This is a genomic window from Rivularia sp. PCC 7116 (assembly GCF_000316665.1).
Classification (GTDB): domain Bacteria; phylum Cyanobacteriota; class Cyanobacteriia; order Cyanobacteriales; family Nostocaceae; genus Rivularia.
This window is the reverse complement of sequence record NC_019678.1, coordinates 4218272-4236638: the sequence shown is the minus strand read 5'-3', so window position 1 is coordinate 4236638 and position 18367 is coordinate 4218272. Positions and strand designations below refer to the sequence as shown.

The 18367-nt window shown below is 37.9% G+C and carries 11 protein-coding genes and 1 tRNA gene; 5 read left to right on the top strand and 7 right to left on the bottom strand.

What is annotated here, in order from left to right; genetic code table 11:
- Nucleotides 1–39 precede the first annotated feature (39 nt).
- Nucleotides 40–1989 carry a heavy metal translocating P-type ATPase gene (locus RIV7116_RS16475; protein ID WP_044290992.1) on the top strand — a complete coding sequence of 650 codons (1950 nt, stop codon included), beginning with the start codon at nucleotides 40–42 and terminating at the stop codon, nucleotides 1987–1989.
- Nucleotides 1990–2597: 608 nt separating this feature from the next.
- Here the strand turns inward: RIV7116_RS16475 and glpK are convergent.
- Nucleotides 2598–4127 carry a glycerol kinase GlpK gene (gene glpK / locus RIV7116_RS16470; protein ID WP_044291936.1) on the bottom strand — a complete coding sequence of 510 codons (1530 nt, stop codon included), beginning with the start codon at nucleotides 4125–4127 and terminating at the stop codon, nucleotides 2598–2600.
- 238 nt (nucleotides 4128–4365) lie between these two features.
- Entirely contained in the window at nucleotides 4366–5805 is a 1440-nt protein-coding gene (locus RIV7116_RS33955; protein ID WP_015119425.1) for a DUF4114 domain-containing protein, read from the bottom strand.
- A gap of 693 nt (nucleotides 5806–6498) precedes the next feature.
- Here RIV7116_RS33955 and RIV7116_RS16460 point away from each other — a divergent pair.
- Complete coding sequence (locus RIV7116_RS16460) at nucleotides 6499–6882, top strand: endonuclease domain-containing protein (RefSeq protein WP_015119424.1); 384 nt, start codon at nucleotides 6499–6501, stop codon at nucleotides 6880–6882.
- A 385-nt stretch (nucleotides 6883–7267) separates the two neighbouring features.
- Here the strand turns inward: RIV7116_RS16460 and RIV7116_RS16455 are convergent.
- The 3 genes from RIV7116_RS16455 to tnpA all read right to left on the bottom strand — a co-directional run bounded on the left by RIV7116_RS16455 (nucleotide 7268) and on the right by tnpA (nucleotide 9187).
- Nucleotides 7268–7341: transfer RNA gene (locus tag RIV7116_RS16455), tRNA-Val, on the bottom strand.
- Nucleotides 7342–7641: 300 nt separating this feature from the next.
- Nucleotides 7642–8517, bottom strand: coding sequence for a hypothetical protein (locus tag RIV7116_RS16450; RefSeq protein ID WP_015119423.1), 876 nt, complete (start codon nucleotides 8515–8517; stop codon nucleotides 7642–7644).
- Between the two features lie 256 nt (nucleotides 8518–8773).
- Nucleotides 8774–9187, bottom strand: a complete 414-nt coding sequence (tnpA, locus tag RIV7116_RS16445) for an IS200/IS605 family transposase (RefSeq protein WP_015117596.1) — start codon at nucleotides 9185–9187, stop codon at nucleotides 8774–8776.
- A gap of 68 nt (nucleotides 9188–9255) precedes the next feature.
- On the opposite strand from tnpA, the gene RIV7116_RS16440 reads away from it, so the two are divergent.
- Together RIV7116_RS16440 and RIV7116_RS16435 are read left to right on the top strand one after the other, a co-directional pair.
- Complete coding sequence (locus RIV7116_RS16440) at nucleotides 9256–10668, top strand: RNA-guided endonuclease TnpB family protein (protein ID WP_015117597.1); 1413 nt, start codon at nucleotides 9256–9258, stop codon at nucleotides 10666–10668.
- A gap of 111 nt (nucleotides 10669–10779) precedes the next feature.
- Nucleotides 10780–11556 (top strand): SDR family oxidoreductase, encoded by a 777-nt coding sequence (locus tag RIV7116_RS16435; RefSeq protein WP_015119422.1) that lies wholly within the window; start codon nucleotides 10780–10782, stop codon nucleotides 11554–11556.
- Nucleotides 11557–11705: 149 nt separating this feature from the next.
- Here the strand turns inward: RIV7116_RS16435 and RIV7116_RS16430 are convergent, their stop codons facing one another.
- The gene (locus tag RIV7116_RS16430; protein ID WP_015119421.1) at nucleotides 11706–12434 is read right to left on the bottom strand and encodes a hypothetical protein; all 729 of its coding nucleotides are present in this window, start codon (nucleotides 12432–12434) and stop codon (nucleotides 11706–11708) included.
- A 118-nt stretch (nucleotides 12435–12552) separates the two neighbouring features.
- Nucleotides 12553–14103 carry a mechanosensitive ion channel gene (locus RIV7116_RS16425; RefSeq protein ID WP_157229294.1) on the bottom strand — a complete coding sequence of 517 codons (1551 nt, stop codon included), beginning with the start codon at nucleotides 14101–14103 and terminating at the stop codon, nucleotides 12553–12555.
- A 590-nt stretch (nucleotides 14104–14693) separates the two neighbouring features.
- Between RIV7116_RS16425 and nifJ the strand changes: the two genes are divergently transcribed.
- On the top strand, nucleotides 14694–18257 hold the full coding sequence (nifJ, locus tag RIV7116_RS16420) for a pyruvate:ferredoxin (flavodoxin) oxidoreductase (protein WP_015119419.1): 3564 nt from the start codon (nucleotides 14694–14696) through the stop codon (nucleotides 18255–18257).
- Nucleotides 18258–18367: the final 110 nt, after the last annotated feature.

The window sequence follows — 18367 nt, the reverse complement described above, 5'->3', positions numbered from 1 at the left end:
TTTAGAGTAAACATTGAAATTCTTTCTTTATTTTCTGGTATGACTAGTTCTTTCTTGAGAAAAACTGATTTTAGACAACTAATTTCGGAACACCCGGATGCTTTAGCAGCAATTATTTGTGCCGTACTTTTGTTTTTCGGTTGGTTGTGTTTGCAGTTTAGTTGGGTTGGATTGGCTTTACTAATTCTGTGTGCAGCCTATGTAATTGGAGGTTACGAAAGTGCGAAGGAAGGATTAACTACCCTATTTGCAGAAAAGGAATTCGACGTTGATTTATTGATGATAGTAGCTGCCTTGGGAGCAGCATTTCTGGGGCTTTGGCGGAGGGAATATTATCTGATTGTTGATGGTGCGGTGTTAATTCTGATTTTTGCTATCAGCGGTGCCTTGGAAGGTTATGCGATGCAAAGAACAAACCACGCTATTAGCAAGTTGATGGGATTGACACCGGATACTGCGAGGCTAATATTGCATGGTGAAGAAAAGCAGGTTGCTATCGATAAGTTAGTTATAGATGACGAAATCTTGGTTAAACCGGGGGAATTGATTCCTACTGACGCTTTGATTCTCAAAGGTGCGAGCAATCTTAACGAAGCTTCTATCACCGGAGAATCCCTACCTGTAGAAAAAACTGTGGGTGATGAGGTTTTTGCAGGAACTATTAATGGTACGGGAGCTTTAATTTTAAGAGTTCACCAACCACCGGAAAGTAGTTTAATTCAAAGGGTAATTCGCTTAGTACAGCAAGCCCAAACCGAAGCACCACCATCGCAAATATTTGTAGAAAATTTAGAACGTAATTACGCCAAAGTAATCGTAGTATGCGGTATATTGCTGGCTGTTTTGCCACCATTTATTTTTAATTGGGATTGGGAAACAACTATTTACAAAGCTTTGATTTTTTTGGTGGTGGCTTCTCCCTGCGCGTTAATGGCTGCGATTATGCCTGCACTATTATCGGCAATTGCCAATGGAGCGCGAGGGGGTATTTTATTTAAAGGTGGAGCAGTTTTGGAATTGGTGGGTAAAGTTAAAGCAATTGCCTTTGATAAAACTGGAACTTTGACTACTGGAGAACCCCAGGTTATAGAAATTATCGCCGTTAACGGGAAAGATGCCAATCAAATTCTTTCAATTGCTGCTGCCCTAGAAGTTTATTCAGAGCATCCCATCGGAAAAGCAATTGTTCTAGCGGCTAGGGATAAAAATTTGGCTTTATTATCTGCTAATGACATAGTTTCTCATACAGGTTTTGGTATTAGCGGTGAAATTGAGGAGAAATATATCAAAGTAGGCAATGCTAAATTTATTCAATCGGAAATTTCCCAGTTACCAGTAGACTTAGTTGCAGCTAGCAAAAATCTAGAAACACACGGTAAAACAATCGTTTGGGTTGCTAATAACAAGAAAATATTGGGAATTATTGCCGTTGCCGATACAATACGTGCTGAAGCTGCAAAAACAATCCAACGACTGAAACGACTCGGCATCCAGAACATAATTATTGTAAGTGGCGATCGCCAACTTACCACAAACTACATTGCCCAACAGTTGGGTATTTCCGAAGTTTACGCCGAGTTGCTCCCCGAAGATAAAGTCAGCGTAATTCGTCGCTTAAAAAGACAATATCAAACAGTTGCAATGGTAGGCGATGGTATAAATGATGCTCCTGCCCTGACAACAGCATCCGTAGGAATAGCGATGGGAACTACAGGTAGCGATATAGCTTTAGAAACAGCAGATATTGTATTAATGGCAGACCGTTTGGAAAAATTAGTTGCTGCAATCCATTTAGGTAGGCGTTCTGTCAAGGTTATCAAACAAAACATTATCTTTGCTTTGTGCAGCATTGGTTTGCTACTAATTGCCAATTTTGCCACTGGTATCAATCTTCCTTTGGGAGTAATTGGACACGAAGGTTCTACAGTATTGGTAACTTTGAGTGGTTTAAGATTGTTAAAAGGAGGGAATAGGGAATATAATTCGTAATTTGTAATGCCTAAGTACAAACACTTGCAGTTCAAAGTCATGTTAATTCACGTTTATTCAATACATATATCGTAATAATCTTGACCATGAGCAATAACTCGACATTTGAGTTTTGATAATTCATCAACCATATTAGGACTTAATTTATTATGCGAAAGGTTTAGGGTGTGTAAACGATTAAGGCACTTTTCTTTTTAAGATTTCTCCTAAGTATAGAAGATTCGCTCAAATCAATATTTTATAAACTTGTGAAACCACCATGTGGTAAATTCAAATTGAAAATTTTAGCGAAGTTATCTTGTGATAAATTATCAAATTGAAGAATTAAAGTTTTCAAATGACTAAGTTCTAATGGCTTTGTTTTTATAAATGAACCATCAACAGGATTGCGTACTTCCAATATTTCTAGATTTGATTTGAGAAAATTATCATTATCAACATAACTACGAAGCTGTAAAAATTCTAAATTCGGAAAAGTTCTTAAAATAGGATAAATATAGCGGTTTTCTTTTGGATAGAATACAAACTCAACTGAAAACCGCTATATATTGATATATGGTCGTTGGTCTAACACACCCTACAATCTAAATTTGATAACTGTTCACTGTTCACTGTTCCCAATTTTTTCCACGTTCAACAGCACGCAGCCAAGTAGCATAATTATCTTGAATATCTTGAATATTATTAGAATTAAGATTCGGTTCAAATACTGTTTCTATAGTTCTTTGTTCTATCAATTGTGAATAATCATTCCATAAACCAATTGATAAACCAGCAGCAAATGCAATACCCTGTACCGTAGTGTCTCGCATCACTGGTTGTTCGATGGGAATTCCTAATAAATCTGCTTGAAACTGCATTAAAAAATTATTGTTGGAACCACCACCATCTACAGCCAACTTGTTGATAGAAGTCTTACTAGATGCATTAATAGCTTCCACAACTTCTTTTACCTGATAAGTAATTGCTTCCAATACCGAACGAACCATATGTTCTCTGGTGACTCCAGCAGTGATACCTAAAAAAGAACCTCTAGCGCTCATATCCCAGTGAGGTGCCCCCAATCCACTTAAAGCTGGTACAAAATAGACTCCACCGTTATCGTCTACTTGAGTTGCTATTGTTTCGGTTTGAGCGGCTGTTTCAATTAACTGAAGACCATCGCGCAACCATTGTATACAAGCACCACTAGTAAACATACTGCCTTCAAGAGCATAGCTTATTTCTAAAGAACCGCTTTGATTGACTTGAGTCCAAGCCACAGTACTCAAAAGCTGACTTTGCGATCGCACTATTTCGCTGCCAGTATGAGCGACCAAAAAGCTACCAGTACCGTAAGTGCATTTCATTAAGCCGGGAGCATTGCAACCATGACCAAATAAAGACGCTTGTTGGTCGCCTAAAATAGCAGTTATAGGAATTTCTGTTCCTAGTAAATCTTTATCTGTCAATCCAAATTGGCTTAAACTAGGCTGAATTTGCGGTAAAATATGACGAGGAATTTTGAATAAATTTAATAACGTTTCATCCCAATCGCAAGTTTCCAAATTCATTAACATTGTGCGACTGGCATTGCTGTGGTCAGTTGCATGAACTTTTCTACCGGTTAGATTCCACAACACCCAAGTATCAATTGTCCCAGCCAAAACATTATCGAGGTCAATTCCTGCAACAGAATCCAACAGCCAAGAAAGCTTTGTTGCAGAAAAGTAAGCATCAATAACTAATCCAGTACGTTGATAAATTTCCTCTGCCAAACCTTGGTTTTGTAATTCATTGCAAAGGGGAGCAGTACGTCTATCTTGCCAGACAATTGCTTTACGTAAAGGTTTTCCGGTGTTCTTATCCCACAGCAAACAAGTTTCTCGCTGAACTGTTAAGCCAATAGCAGCAATTTGTGAAGGGGAAATTTCTGCTTGCTTAACAGCACTTTGGATTACCGAAATCGTAGCTGACCAAATTTCGGTAGCATCATGTTCCAACCATCCCGGTTGAGGATAATATTGTTTGAGTTCGAGGTATGCTTGTCCCACAATTTGAGCGTTGGCATCAAAGACAAAAGCACGATTGCCCGTAGTACCCAAATCTAAAGCCAGAATATAACTTGCTTGTTGGTTTGTATTGCCCCTACTCTGCATCATCATAGTTTACTGCCAGCAAAGTCTATATAATCATGCCATAGAAAAGGGAATAGGGAGTAGTGAATAGAAAATAAAAAGCGCAACTCTAATAAAAAAGAATTGCGCCGAATATAGGAAAGATTGAATTTTAAAGGAAGAGAAATTTTTTAATTAATTTTCAGTTCATATTTATCTACTTTGTTTTACTAACTGCTTCTGAAAAAAAGGCTTTGTGTAGATGTTGAATTTAATATCTCTACATTACAGATTTCTTCTTGCGACGGCGACGACGTAACATCAAACCAGCACCAGTTACGCCAAGGATTGCAGCCATGTTAGAAGCTTCAGGTACTGTTGCTGCTTTTGAAAACTTGTTAGTCAAATTACCTTTACCGAAATCAACAACAAATATTGTATCGTTGTAATCTTTATCGCCACCCTTACGTAAATCTTCAAAGCCCATCAGCATATATTCTCTACCATCCACAAATATTTCCCATGCCATCATATGCTCTAAGCTATCAGCATTGAGAGATGCATCAGCGCCGTAAATGTCACCATTACTAGTTTTTGTTCCATCTGCACCATCTGCTCTTAATAAGAAGTTGAATTGAGTACCGGCTTCAAAAGAACCCAACTCAACAAAATCACCCATTTGTAGACGATTATTTCCATTACCTTTGCTTACATCATCAAAAATGATACCTTTATCGTTTGTATTGCCAGATGTTTCGTAAGCTAATTCGTTTCTGTAACCTGCACCCTCATCAAGGAACCAAACAGTAACATCATGGTCATTCTGCAAGAATAGCTTGGTTGGATCTAATTGTTGTGCTACAACATCATCCTTTGCAATAGCTCTTCTTTCTTTTAGATCTATTCTGTCTAGCTCAGCTTTAAATTTATTAATTAGGTCTTTTTGCGAGTCATCCTTTTTTGTAAGACTATGTTCTCTTGTCCAACCTCCCCATTCTTGAGCGACTACTGCTTCATAACTTTTTTCTGCTTCCTTCTGAGCATCGATTTTTTGATTACCTTCTACCATCAATGATTTATATAAATCGTTGTCAGTAACTCCATTTTTAGCTGCATCAAGTTTGTTGTTGTATTCTTTTTTAACCGGTTCGTATTTTGTTTTAGCTTCTTCGTATTTTGCTTTAGCTTCTTCGTATTTTTTTTCAGCTTCTGCGTCTATTGTTTCAGCTTTATTTAGAGCATCATCTATTTCCTTAAGTTTCTTTTTGGCATTCCCATATTCTCTCAATGCCTTATTGTAAGAACTTCTGGTATCTTTTAATTCTTTATCTTCAGACTTGTCAACAAATAGGTTATTTAATTTGTCTTCATAGCTCTTTTTGGCATTTGTTAATTGATTTTCCGCGTTTTTAAGTTTTGCTTCGTCGATTTCACCGTTATCATATTTGGTTAATTGTTTCTGGTAATTATTATTCTTAACGTTGTAAACATTCTTTTTTTTGTTCAGATCGTGGAAAGTTTTCGCCTGATTTCTAGCTGTATCGCGTTCTTTTCTTGCTTCTTGTCTAGCTTGCGTAGCTTCTGCATTTTGAATGCCATCCATCATGTCAGATGGAGTTCCAATATTATCAGCAGCTTGTGCGGTTGCAGGAGCAATAAAAGCACCAGTTAAAGCAGCACCAGCAACAAAACCCTTTACAATCTTCTTGTTATCAACCATTACTAAAAACCCTTCTCTTATTGCACTTTTAAACTTGAAAGAATCGCTTATTGCGTAGCGATTTTGTTTCGATATATACAAATTATCTCAGTGGAATAGAAGGTGTCTATAGTAACTATTATTTTTTGCGTACTCTTTATAATTTTTGACCTGAAAGATAATATAAGTCGATAACTGGACTTCTAATATGGATATTTAGGGATAAAAGCTTCGGTAAACTCGTATATTCATGTCTTTGTTCACCAAATAACTCCCATGCTTGGATTATATTTTCAGTATTTGTCTAGGTAAAAGATTGAAAATATTATATTATTTTATACTCGCTGACAGGAATTAGTTTTGAGGCGTTGTTAGTTTGTGTAGTAACTTAAAGATGCTTGCTATTTTGTGGAGATATATAGTAGATGCAAAAGTAAGGAAAAATGTTTTACCTACTTATTTATATTCAAACTAGAGGAATCGGATTTCGGGTTTGATGACATTTGAGTTGGGGAATGAACAATGGAAGTCTTTGCTTATGTTCAAAACATTGATGATTTGCTACCTAAATTTTCCCTCATCCCCTACCCCTTCTCCCAATCCTGGGAGAAGGGGACAAGAAATTAGCCACTTCTAGGATGGCAATATTTGTAGAGGAAACTTTTTACAATATAGGTGGGCAAACTAAGTGAGATATTTTAAATCAAACATCTCATGAGTAAATCATTCCCTAGAATTAGAGGAACTACACCTGAAATTGAAGAGGCTGCGATAGAATTACGTCGCGAACTTACTCATACAGAAAAATTGCTCTGGCAAGCTTTGAGGCCTAGAAAAATAGGTGGTTTTAAATTTCGCCGTCAGCATCCACTAGGACGCTTTATTCTTGATTTTTACTGCGCTAAGTGCAGGCTAGTTATCGAAGTAGATGGAGAAATTCATCATAATCGGCAAGATTACGATACAGAAAGGACAAAATATTTGCAAAGTTATGGTTATACAATTTTGCGTTTCCAGAATCACGAGGTTATACAAAATTTAGACGAAGTATTAGAAAACATTTTGCAAACAGCACTAAGGCTTTGTGAATCAAATTAGTTTGTTGATACTCAAATTCCCCTTCTCTCGGGAGCATCCCAATTTTGTAAAAAGCCCGCAGGCTATAAGCCTGGGGCTAATACTACGAAGCCCACCTGCGTGGGCTTGGGAACTCTCATAGCCCACGCAGGTGGTGAGTCTAGTTGGGGGTGTCGGTTTCCGTCCCCCAAACTAGCGAACCCGAAGGGGCTTTGTTTTTGTAGCCGCACCCATAAGCGGGTGTCGGATAAAGTATTTATTCCTGCATTGGGATGCTCCCCCTTCTCTCAAACTTGGGAGAAGGGGTTAGGGGATGAGGGTTGACAAATATTTTGTTAAATTGACAAATAATTAGTTAATGTACAGAGAGTGTACAAAACCAACAAAAAACTATTCCTTCAAACAATGGACGTAACTGGATTCGAACCAGTGACCTCTACGATGTCAACGTAGCGCTCTAACCAACTGAGCTATACGTCCGGAACTTTATTTATATAACATACATTCTTGCCCAAGCGCAAGAAGTTGGGATAATTTGTTTTCGACTCTAGGCGTGGGAGACGTAGCATTGCTACGTCTCTACATACATTATCAGTTGTTTATTTTTTGAGTTGCTTCTGAATTGATGATATCAACTGTTTGGCTCTTGCATGGGATGTTGTTCCTGACTCTATGCTGTTTAATTTGCTGAGAATTGTCCGTAATCTGTCTTTATACCGATGTCGATTTAAAACGCTATTTATTAAAAGTGAGGATTTAATAAAAATCCCCAAACAAGCGCTATTTTTTTTGAGCTACTTGCTCGTAATAACGTTTATAAGCTTTTAATTGTGTTTCGGCTTTTTTCTTCGCTAAGGTGCCTGAAGGAACTTCTGCAATTGTTGCGATAGCTGCTTGCATAGAAACAATTGCTAGCTGTTTCTGCTTTTTAGTCTTTGCTATGCTTAATTTTCTCTTTGCACCTCGATAAGCTTGTTGGGCTTCTACTAAAGGAACAAAAGCCTGCTTTTCTCTGATAGTTGTGGTTTCGATGTGAATTAGTTCAGTACGAATATTTTCAAATTCATCAAAACTAAAATTCCAACTACAGCTAAAGTTTTGACAATAAACTTCTGGATAATATCCTAAAAACCAAATCGGAATATGACTTAAATGTTGTTCGGCTTCCGCGATTTTATCTTCAACTTGTTTAATGTCGGAAAAATTATTAGCAGATTTCAGCAAACTTTGTGCTTCTTGAACAGAATTTCTTGCACCCCAATAATGGAAATCCATGTTCATATAAGAAGGTACAAGCAATATTGGTGCTGTTTTTGCTACAAACCAGCGAATACTAGGATGCGGTAAGTTCAGTATTACTATTGCCCCAGCAGCACCTGTTAAACCAATTGCTAAATATTTGAATTTACGAAAAATGCTTGGTTTACGGTTAGCTTTCGCAGCTTCTTTAAGAACCGTTTCGCTGAAAATAGGAAATACATCTACAACAGCATCCCGTAACTCGTTTAACTTTGCACGTCTTCCAGGAAGCAGCCGCATTTGCTGTAAACGTTTCAGAGCAATTAGCCTTTTTTGTTTCCCCTCTTTGTCATTACTACTACATATTTCCACCTCCTCTCGTAAAATTTCAAAAGCTTTATTATGCAAACGGTACATGCAACCACCCTGTAACTCTTAGTATTACTATTCCCATTCGTGAGAGAAAAATTACATCACTAGAGTCAGGGGAGAGAGGGGAGGGGGAAGAGGGGGGAGAGGGGGAGAGGGGGAGAGGGGGAAGTTAGAAAGATTATTTTTACTGGTAACTGATAACTGTTAACTGTTCTATCAAAATATCTTGGGACGTGAGAACCCCTGGTTTATAACCAGGGGATGAAACGGACAGGTAAAGTTTTAACTTTCCGTGTTTCTTTTATTTACTAGTTTGGTTCTCAATATACTTACGAATAACGTCGGTACTTACTTGTCCTGTAGTAGCTACAAAGTAACTAGGACTCCACAAAGTAGGTAATTTTTTTAACTGTGGATATTCCTTCCTTAGAATATTAGATGCTCTACCCTTAACCCACTTTGCAATTTGAGAAGCTGACTCATGTGGCGGTGAGTTGATAAACATATGTACATGATCTGGCATCACTTCAAGAGCGATTAATCTCCAGCCATGTTCTTTTACTAACTCAAAAATAATTTCCTGTAGCCGCATAGCGATTTCATTAACTAATACTGCTTTACGTCTTTTTGGGACAAACACAAAGTGATAATTTATCGATGACACGGATTTTTCAGCCCTTCTGTATTCATAATCTGACGCTGACAACTTAGCCATTTTATATCAGGTTTTTTGTTGATTATTTACGTTGAATCAACTATATTAATAAACAAGGAGGTGGTCAAGTGTACAAAACAGTTCCAATAAAAGCAAAATTTACGGATGAAGAAAAAGCTTTCTGGGTAGATCAGTGTGAGCATTCAAACAGTTTATATAACTCTGCTATTTATCTGGCACGCCAGAATCATTATGCAATGCTACTTGAAAGAAAGGCTAATACAACTTACTGGTGTGGAGATGAACTTAGAAGTGGTTGGAAAACTTACAGATTAGAAACTAATTATTATCATTTAGATAAACAGCTTAAAACTTGCATTCACTACTTTTCATTGGCTGCACAAGCTGCACAACAAACATTAAAGCTAGTAGGAGAATCAATAACTAGTTACAATAAATTAGTGGATAAGTATTACTTAGGAGATGGCAGTAGGCCATCAATTCCCAAGTACAGAAAGTCTGGTGGTTTATTCGCAGTTACGTTCCCAAAACAAGCCTTGGCTTGTCATAATGGTTATATTTATCCCTCAATCAGTAAAGCAACAAAGCCTGAATTAATAACATCAATTAAGCTTATTTTGCCCGAATTTATTAGCTTTGATTGGATTAAAGAAGTAATTATTCGTCCTAGTCGTGGAGAGTTTTGGGTTGATTGGGTGATAGACGATGGTAAACAGCCAATTATAAATAATAAGAGTCTTAACTACAATCATGCAATTAGCATTGATCACGGTGTAAAGTTTTGGTTGTCAGCAGTTACTACCCTTGGTAAAAGTTTTATTGTTGAATCTCCACAGCTAAAAACTGCACTCCATAAATATCGAAATCAAGTACAGCAACATAAGAAAAACAAACCTAGTAGATACTGGGACAATTACCTTGATAGAATCACAGCAAAACGCAATTTACAAGTCAGAGATGCAGTAAATAAAGCCGCTAGGTTTATCATCAATAAATGCTTAAAAGACGGTATCGGGAATTTAGTAATTGGTTGGAATGAGGGAAATAAAACCAACATTAATATTGGTAGAAACAATAATTATGAAGTTGTTTCAATGCCAACCAAAAGACTTATTGAGAGGTTAAGACAATTGTGTGAAGAATATGGTATTAGATTCCACATAACCACTGAGGAGTATACTTCTAAAGCTTCTTTTATTGATAATGATGAATTACATCAATACGGTGCAAAACCCATAGAATGGAAGCCATCAGGTAAAAGAATTAGTAGAGATGTATACCGCACAAAAGACGGTTTATTGATTCATGCAGATTTAAATGCAGCATCTAACATTCTACGAAAGGTTGCCGACCAGATTTTTATTAACTCCGGCATCGCAAAACTAGCTTTTGAAATAATTAAACGGGGTGCTTTGACACACCCCAAACGGTACGATATTTTTAGTAATCTAAAAAGGTCTTATCGCAAGCAAACAATGTCACGCAGTATGTCTTTAGACTACGGAGTGACAACTGCTTAGAATCCCAGTTTTTTTCAAAGCTGGGAGATGTCAAGACTCTAGATAGGTAAAACTAAGTGCCAATTGTTGCTAGCATTTGTAGGGTGGTTGACAAAAATATTATTAATAAAAATGCCTACAGCTTTAATTACTGGTGCTTCCGGTGGTATTGGTAAATGCTTTGCTCAAAAACTTGCTGCACAAAATACAAATCTAATTATTGTTGCTCGCTCGGAAGATAAGCTTAAGGCTCTTGCCCAACAGTTACAGGAACAATACAAAATTCAAGTTGATGTTATTGTCAAAGACTTAACCCAAACATCAGCCGCTCAAGAAATCTTCGAGACTACTCAAGCTAAAGGATTAACTGTTGACTTACTAATTAATAATGCAGGCTTTGGTGACTATGGTGAATTTGCTAAAACCGACGGCGATCGCCAAATTGAAATGATTCAGTTAAATAATGTGGCACTAGTAGCTTTAACCCACAAGTTTCTCCCACAAATGCGAGAAAAAGGTTCGGGAAGTATCATTAATGTATCTTCAATTGCAGCATATCAACCAATTCCTTATTTATCGGTTTATGCAGCAACCAAAGCTTTCGTTCGCAGTTTCAGCGAAGCGTTATGGGCAGAAAATCGTCAATATGGCGTTAAGGTTTTGGTTGTTTCTCCGGGACCTACGGAAACTAACTTTTTCAACGAAGCAAACTTTCCCCCCTCACTAGCACGCAATGCTCAAAGTATGTCTACTCCAGAAGAAGTAGTAGACGAAGCTATGAAAGCTTTAGAAAATGGAAACGCTGCTGTAGTAGTTGGTGGTATTGCTTCTAAATTTATCACCGGTTTATCTTCGGTAGTTCCAAGAGAAACTTTGCTAAATTTATTAGAAAAGCAGTTTAAAGCTTAAATTAAAAGCTTTTTTAGTTCGATAAAGCTTTTTGTAGGTTAGGTTTTACTTCGTTCAAGCCAACCTACAATCTTAAACCTTTGACCTTTAACCTTAAACCTTAAACCTAACTAAGCACTATGCTATGCTCCCATTCACGAACAATTAGCTCATATGGCTTTACCAAGTGGAAAAGAAAAACTAATTATATAACCGCTAATTAATGCTATTTCCAGAACAGTAGATAATAAAACAAAAGCTTTGTAATTGCTCAAACGACGCTTGAGTTCGGAAGCTGCAAGAAAAAGAATGCCACCTAATAACAATGCCCAAACAGTGGCAGTAGCTAAACCATATGCGCCACCGAAACCATACTTGCCACCCATGTAACAACCCAAAACGGCAATTCCTGCTAAACCAACTCCTTTAAAGGTTGACCAAATAGTTTCGACTATTATTTTCGCATTTAAATTATCAATATTACCAGAAACTCCTTGAGAAGATTTTTTGGCATTAGACGATTTCGCTTTTTTACGCTTAGCAGTAACAAAGAAAACATTATAAGTTAGCCAAGCACTAACTATTACTCCCAGCCCAGCAAGAGTTCCGATTCCCAAACCTACTAATGCACCAGTTACCCAACTACCAGCCATTGCCCCGAAGAAAACACCTACTAATAATCCCAGACAAGCTGCGATTGCTATTAGCCAAGAAATGACTTTAAACCAAACACCAAAAAAACCAATTCCCACAACAAATTTAGCGGATTCTGATGCCCAACCGACTGCTAAAAATCCGTAAAAGACAAATACCCACCACGGCATATTCACCAAATTAAGAAATGCACCCAAACAAGAATAAAGCAGCCAAGTAGCCAATAACCATAATCCAATTTTCATGTGTATTTATTTAGAATCATTAACAAGCAAGTAAGGGTAATAGGGGGAAAATGGGGAAGACGGAGATATATAATTATTTTTTAACTTCTAATTAAAAATCCAAAATAACTTCTAACTCCTAACTTCTAATTCCTAACTCCTTTAACCATTGTTTAACCAACCCTCCAGCAATTTCTCGGGTTCCTAAACCAATTGCGAGAGCAACACTTACCGAAATTGCGCCAAGGGAAAGTCCAAAAGCCAGGTTAACAATATTCGTTGCTATCCCTATCCGTTGTAATGCCATTGTGCCCACAAAGGCAATAATTGTCACACGCGCTGTTTGTGCTAAGATTCGCGCTTGAGAAACACCTGATGTAATAATTAAGTTGAAGGCTAAGTTGGCGAAATATAAACCGATTGCCAAAACTAATAAACCAGCTAAGATACTACCAAATACGATAATTAGCCCCTGCATGAGCGCTGTTAATGCAGTTATATTTAAAATATCTATTGCCGATATTGTCGCAAATAGGATGATGGCAACCATCGCCATAATGCCAGCTATTTCTGATGGTGTTTTTGTCGCAGAGTTGTTTTGAAATCGGGATTGTTGAACTGGTAAACCAAGCCAGAAGAAGAGGTTATCAAAATTCATGCCTCTCAAGAGACTAGTCAATAATTTCGCCACATATTTACTTGTGATGTAACCGATTGCTAAAATCGCACCAGCGGTAAACACTTGAGGTATGACAGTGAATACCTGACTCAGCACGAGAATAATTGGTTCGGAGATTGCTTCAATATTCAGCTTATTGAAAATGGCGATCGCCGTGTAAATTAGAATTACACTAGAAGCGAAAGTTCCACCAAGCCACGATAAAGAGCTTTGGCTATTTGTACTCATACCAAATTTAACTCCTAATCGGTCAATTCCTATAGAAGCTAAAAAATTACTGGTAATTTGACTTACTGCTTTAGCTGTAAACCAACCTATTACACCAATCAATGTTGCACCTAAAATATTTGGTAGGTACAGCAAAAATTCTTCAACTAATTTTTCTGCTGGTTCTAAGGTGCCTTGAAAACCCAAAGCGTCTAAAATGATTGTCGCAAAGAAAAGAAGAACAAACCAATATAAAGCTTGAGGAATTGTATTTTTTAGAGAAAATCTATTTTCTTCTCTGTGGTTTTGCAGTTGATTATTTAAACGCTCTTCCAATCTCAAAAAATCTAGACCACGAGTTGCTGCTAATCGCAATCCATTCGCAAGCAGCCAACCAACAACTAATAATATTACTGCCGCACCCAACTTAGGCAGGTAGCGGTAAATCTCTTCTAAAAAAGCATTAATAGGAGCTGTAAACTGCTGCAATTTTAGCGCTTCGAGAAAAGCTATTACAGTAATTCCAAAGAGAATGCAGAAAACTCCTATCGGTATCCATTGCTCTAGCTGAAAATTTTCTAATTCTCTAGAATTATCTTCAAATATAGAAGCAATACGCTCGTCTAACTCAATCCGCTTTAAAATCTTTTTACTTGCAGATGCGGCAATCGCTGATAAAAGAAAACCGAATAGAATAATAACTAAAGCTGCAACGACATTTATAATAGATGAATCAAAACTTATGTTAATATCTTTAATAAAATCTGTAGCTAATTCGGAAATATTTGTTGTTGCTAATTTCAAATTTATAATACACCCGTTCGCTTTCGTTAACACTTAGTAGACTCCTCAATAACTAATTTAATTTGTAAGGTATTTTTACCAATAAAGTGTAAAGGCATCAAGTCTTAAAAAAATAACAAATTATTTTAACTAATAATTCCAGTTTCTAATTCATGTTTACAAAAATTTACTTGCTGTATTCATAAAACAGAATGCTGGGAGCATTTTAATTTGACAAAAATCCCGCAGTATCTAAGCCTGAGACGTTGTAATTATAGCCGCACTTTTGCTGGATGTCGGGTAAAAAATATTTTCAAAACTTTTGTAAAATCACCCGAACCTATACCCTTATTTTTTTTAAAAAAGAATAAAAATCCTTTGATATCAGACTTTTATATTTTGAGTACACCAGGTAATAAGTATGAGATGCTTTCATACTTAGGGATGAGATATTTGTACATCAGGGTTTATTTTAACAATACTGACTAATACTTTTTAACCTTCGCTACAAGTTCCCACAGTAGCAGCATTTTACTCGCTTTTTTTATTTACCAATCCCTAGTTTCTGAAATTTATAAATCAAACCGAATTCCTATATTTATAGAAAAGTGATGAACAAGTTTGCAACAATTGATGGAAATGAAGCGGTTGCTCGGGTTGCTTACCGTTTGAACGAAGTGATTGCGATTTATCCCATTACTCCTTCTTCTTCAATGGGTGAATGGGCTGATGCCTGGGCTGCTGGAGGTAATCGCAACTTATGGGGTACCATTCCGAGCGTAGTTGAAATGCAAAGCGAAGGTGGTGCTGCGGCTGCGGTACATGGTGCTTTACAAACGGGTTCCCTGACTACTACTTTCACTGCATCTCAAGGTTTGCTGTTGATGATTCCCAATTTGTATAAAATTGCCGGGGAACTCACCAGCGCAGTTATCCACGTTGCAGCGCGTTCGTTGGCTACTCATGCTCTATCGATTTTTGGCGATCAAAGTGACGTAATGGCGGCTAGGGCAACGGGTTTTGCTATGCTGTGTTCGGCTTCGGTACAGGAAGCTCACGATTTTGCTTTAATTGCTCAAGCTGCAACTCTCAAAGCCAGAGTTCCATTTCTTCACTTTTTCGACGGCTTCCGCACTTCCCATGAAATTCAAAAGGTAGAACTTTTACAACCAGAAGATTTAGAGGCTTTAATTGATGATGAATTAATATTTGCCCACAGAAATCGCGCTTTAACTCCCGACAATCCAGTTTTACGCGGTACGGCGCAAAACCCAGATGTTTATTTTCAAGCTCGGGAACGAATTAATCTTTATTATGATGCTTGCTCAGGAATTGTGCAGCAGGTAATGGATGAGTTCGGAAAACAAACTGGTAGATATTATCGGGTTTTTGAATATTATGGCGCTCCCGATGCCGAAAAGATAATAGTTTTGATGGGTTCCGGTTGCGAGACAGTACATGAAACGATTGATTATACCAATGCTCGCGGTGAAAAGTGGGGGGTTATCAAAGTTAGACTGTTTCGTCCATTTGACGCAGAGCTATTTGTAAAAGCATTACCCAGCACGGTAAAATCAATTGCTGTTTTAGATCGCACCAAGGAACCCGGTAGCCCTGGGGAACCCTTGTATTTAGATGTTGTGACGGCGATTTATCAAAGTTGGGATAAGGGAAATTTACCGAAAATTGTTGGTGGAAGGTATGGACTTTCTTCCAAAGAATTTACCCCGGCGATGGTGCTGGCTATTTACGATAATTTAGCTCGGGAAAAACCGCAAAATAATTTTACTGTCGGTATTAATGATGACTTAACTCAGACTTCTCTCGATTACGATTCTAGCTTTTCTACAGAAGCAGAGAATGTTGTCAGAGCTATGTTTTACGGTTTGGGTTCCGATGGTACTGTGGGAGCGAATAAAAACTCGATCAAAATTATTGGTGAGGAAACAGACAATTACGCCCAAGGCTATTTTGTCTACGACTCGAAGAAATCGGGTTCGATGACGGTTTCCCATTTGCGTTTTGGTTCCCAGCTAATTCGCTCTACATATTTAATTGACAAAGCCAATTTTATCGGTTGTCATCAATGGACGTTTTTAGAGCGAGTCGATGTGTTGCAGAATGCCGTGTCTGGTGCAACATTTTTGTTAAATAGCCCCTATGATCCCGAAACAGTATGGCAACATCTTCCCGCAAAAGCACAGCAGCAAATTATTGACAAGCAACTGAAATTTTACGTCATCAATGCCAACGAAGTTGCTCGCAACAGCGGCATGGGTGGAAGAATTAATACCATCATGCAAACCTGTTTCTTTGCCTTAGCTGGTGTTTTACCGCAGGATGAAGCCATAGAAAAAATAAAATATTCGATTAAAAAAACTTACGGTAAAAAAGGCGATAAAGTCGTCGCGATGAATCTGCAAGCTGTAGATAATACCCTGGATAATTTACACAAAGTCCAAGTTGATAAATCAAGTATTACGGGTTGTAGAGACGTAGCATTGCAACGTCTCACAGATTCCCCCCTGCAAAAAATGATGGCTGGAAGGGGAGACGAATTACCAGTAAGCGTATTACCTGCTGATGGCACATTCCCTACAGGTACTTCTAAATTAGAAAAACGCAACGTAGCCCAAGAAATTCCCGTTTGGGAGCCGGATGTCTGCGTTCAGTGCGGTAAATGCGTTATGGTATGTCCTCATGCTGCAATTCGCGCTAAAGTTTATCAGGAGAGCGAACTGAGCAATGCTCCCGCGAGTTTTAAATCTACCGATGCTAGAGATAAAGCCTTTGCAGAAGAAAAATTTACTATTCAAGTAGCACCTTCCGACTGTACTGGATGTAATATTTGTGTAGATATTTGTCCGGCGAAAGATAAGAATAATTCCGAGCGTAAGGCAATTAATATGGAGTCACAACTGCCTTTACGAGAGCAAGAAACAGAAAACTGGAATTATTTTCTGAAATTACCACTACCAGATAGAAATAAACTGAAATTAAATCAAATTCGCCAACAGCAATTACAAGAACCCTTATTTGAATTTTCAGGTGCTTGTGCTGGATGTGGCGAAACACCATACTTGAAATTACTGAGTCAACTATTTGGCGATCGCGCTTTAATAGCCAACGCTACGGGATGCTCGTCAATCTTCGGTGGCAATCTGCCGACGACACCTTGGACAAAAAACGCCGAAGGCAGAGGTCCGGCTTGGAGTAATAGTTTATTTGAAGATAACGCTGAATTCGGTTTTGGTTTCCGGTTATCAGTGGATAAAAAAGCCGAATATGCTGGGGAGTTGTTGCAGGAATTAGCTTATGGAGACGATTATAAAAGTTTACTTCCTCCAGGTTTAGCAGGTTCAATTTTAAATGCACCCCAGAAGACAGAAGCCGATATTTGGGAGCAAAGAGAAAGAGTTGAGTTGTTAAAAGAACGGTTGGCAGAAGAGTTAAAAAACAGCAGAGAAGGTAAAGATAAAATTAATAATCTCAAATCTTTGGCTGATTATTTAGTTAGAAAGAGCGTTTGGATAGTTGGCGGTGATGGTTGGGCTTATGACATCGACTTCGGAGGACTAGATCACGTACTTGCCAGCGGTCGTAATGTTAACGTGTTGGTGATGGATACCGAAGTGTATTCCAATACTGGCGGACAATCGTCTAAATCTACTCCTAAAGCAGCAGTGGCTAAATTTGCCGCTAGCGGTAAGCCTGCTGGAAAAAAAGATTTAGGATTGATTGCCATGACCTACGGAAATATTTACGTAGCCAGCGTAGCATTAGGAGCCAGAGACGAACATACCTTAAAAGCATTTTTAGAAGCAGAAGCCTATGAAGGGCCATCATTAATCATTGCTTACAGTCACTGTATCGCTCATGGAATAGATATGAGTACGGCAATGAGCAATCAAAAAGCCTTAGTAGAATCGGGAAGATGGTTACTTTATCGTTACAATCCCGATTTAGTTAAACAAGGTAGAAATCCCTTGCAGCTAGATATGCGGCAGCCGAAAAATTCCCCAGAAGAATCCATGTACAGAGAAAATCGCTTCAAAATGTTAAAGAAAACTAAGCCAGAGATTGCAAAACAATTGATGGAAGAAGCGCAAGTAGAAGTTAATCAAAGATGGAAAATGTATGAGTATTTAGCAGCTAGGAAAGTTGTTGAAGAGTAGGGAATAAATAATAAATAAATTTGTAGGGGAGGCAAATTGGGGTGTAGATTTTCTTCCCCCAATATTGCCATTGTGTTATTGCGAAAGCGTAACGCACCATTTTTTATTAA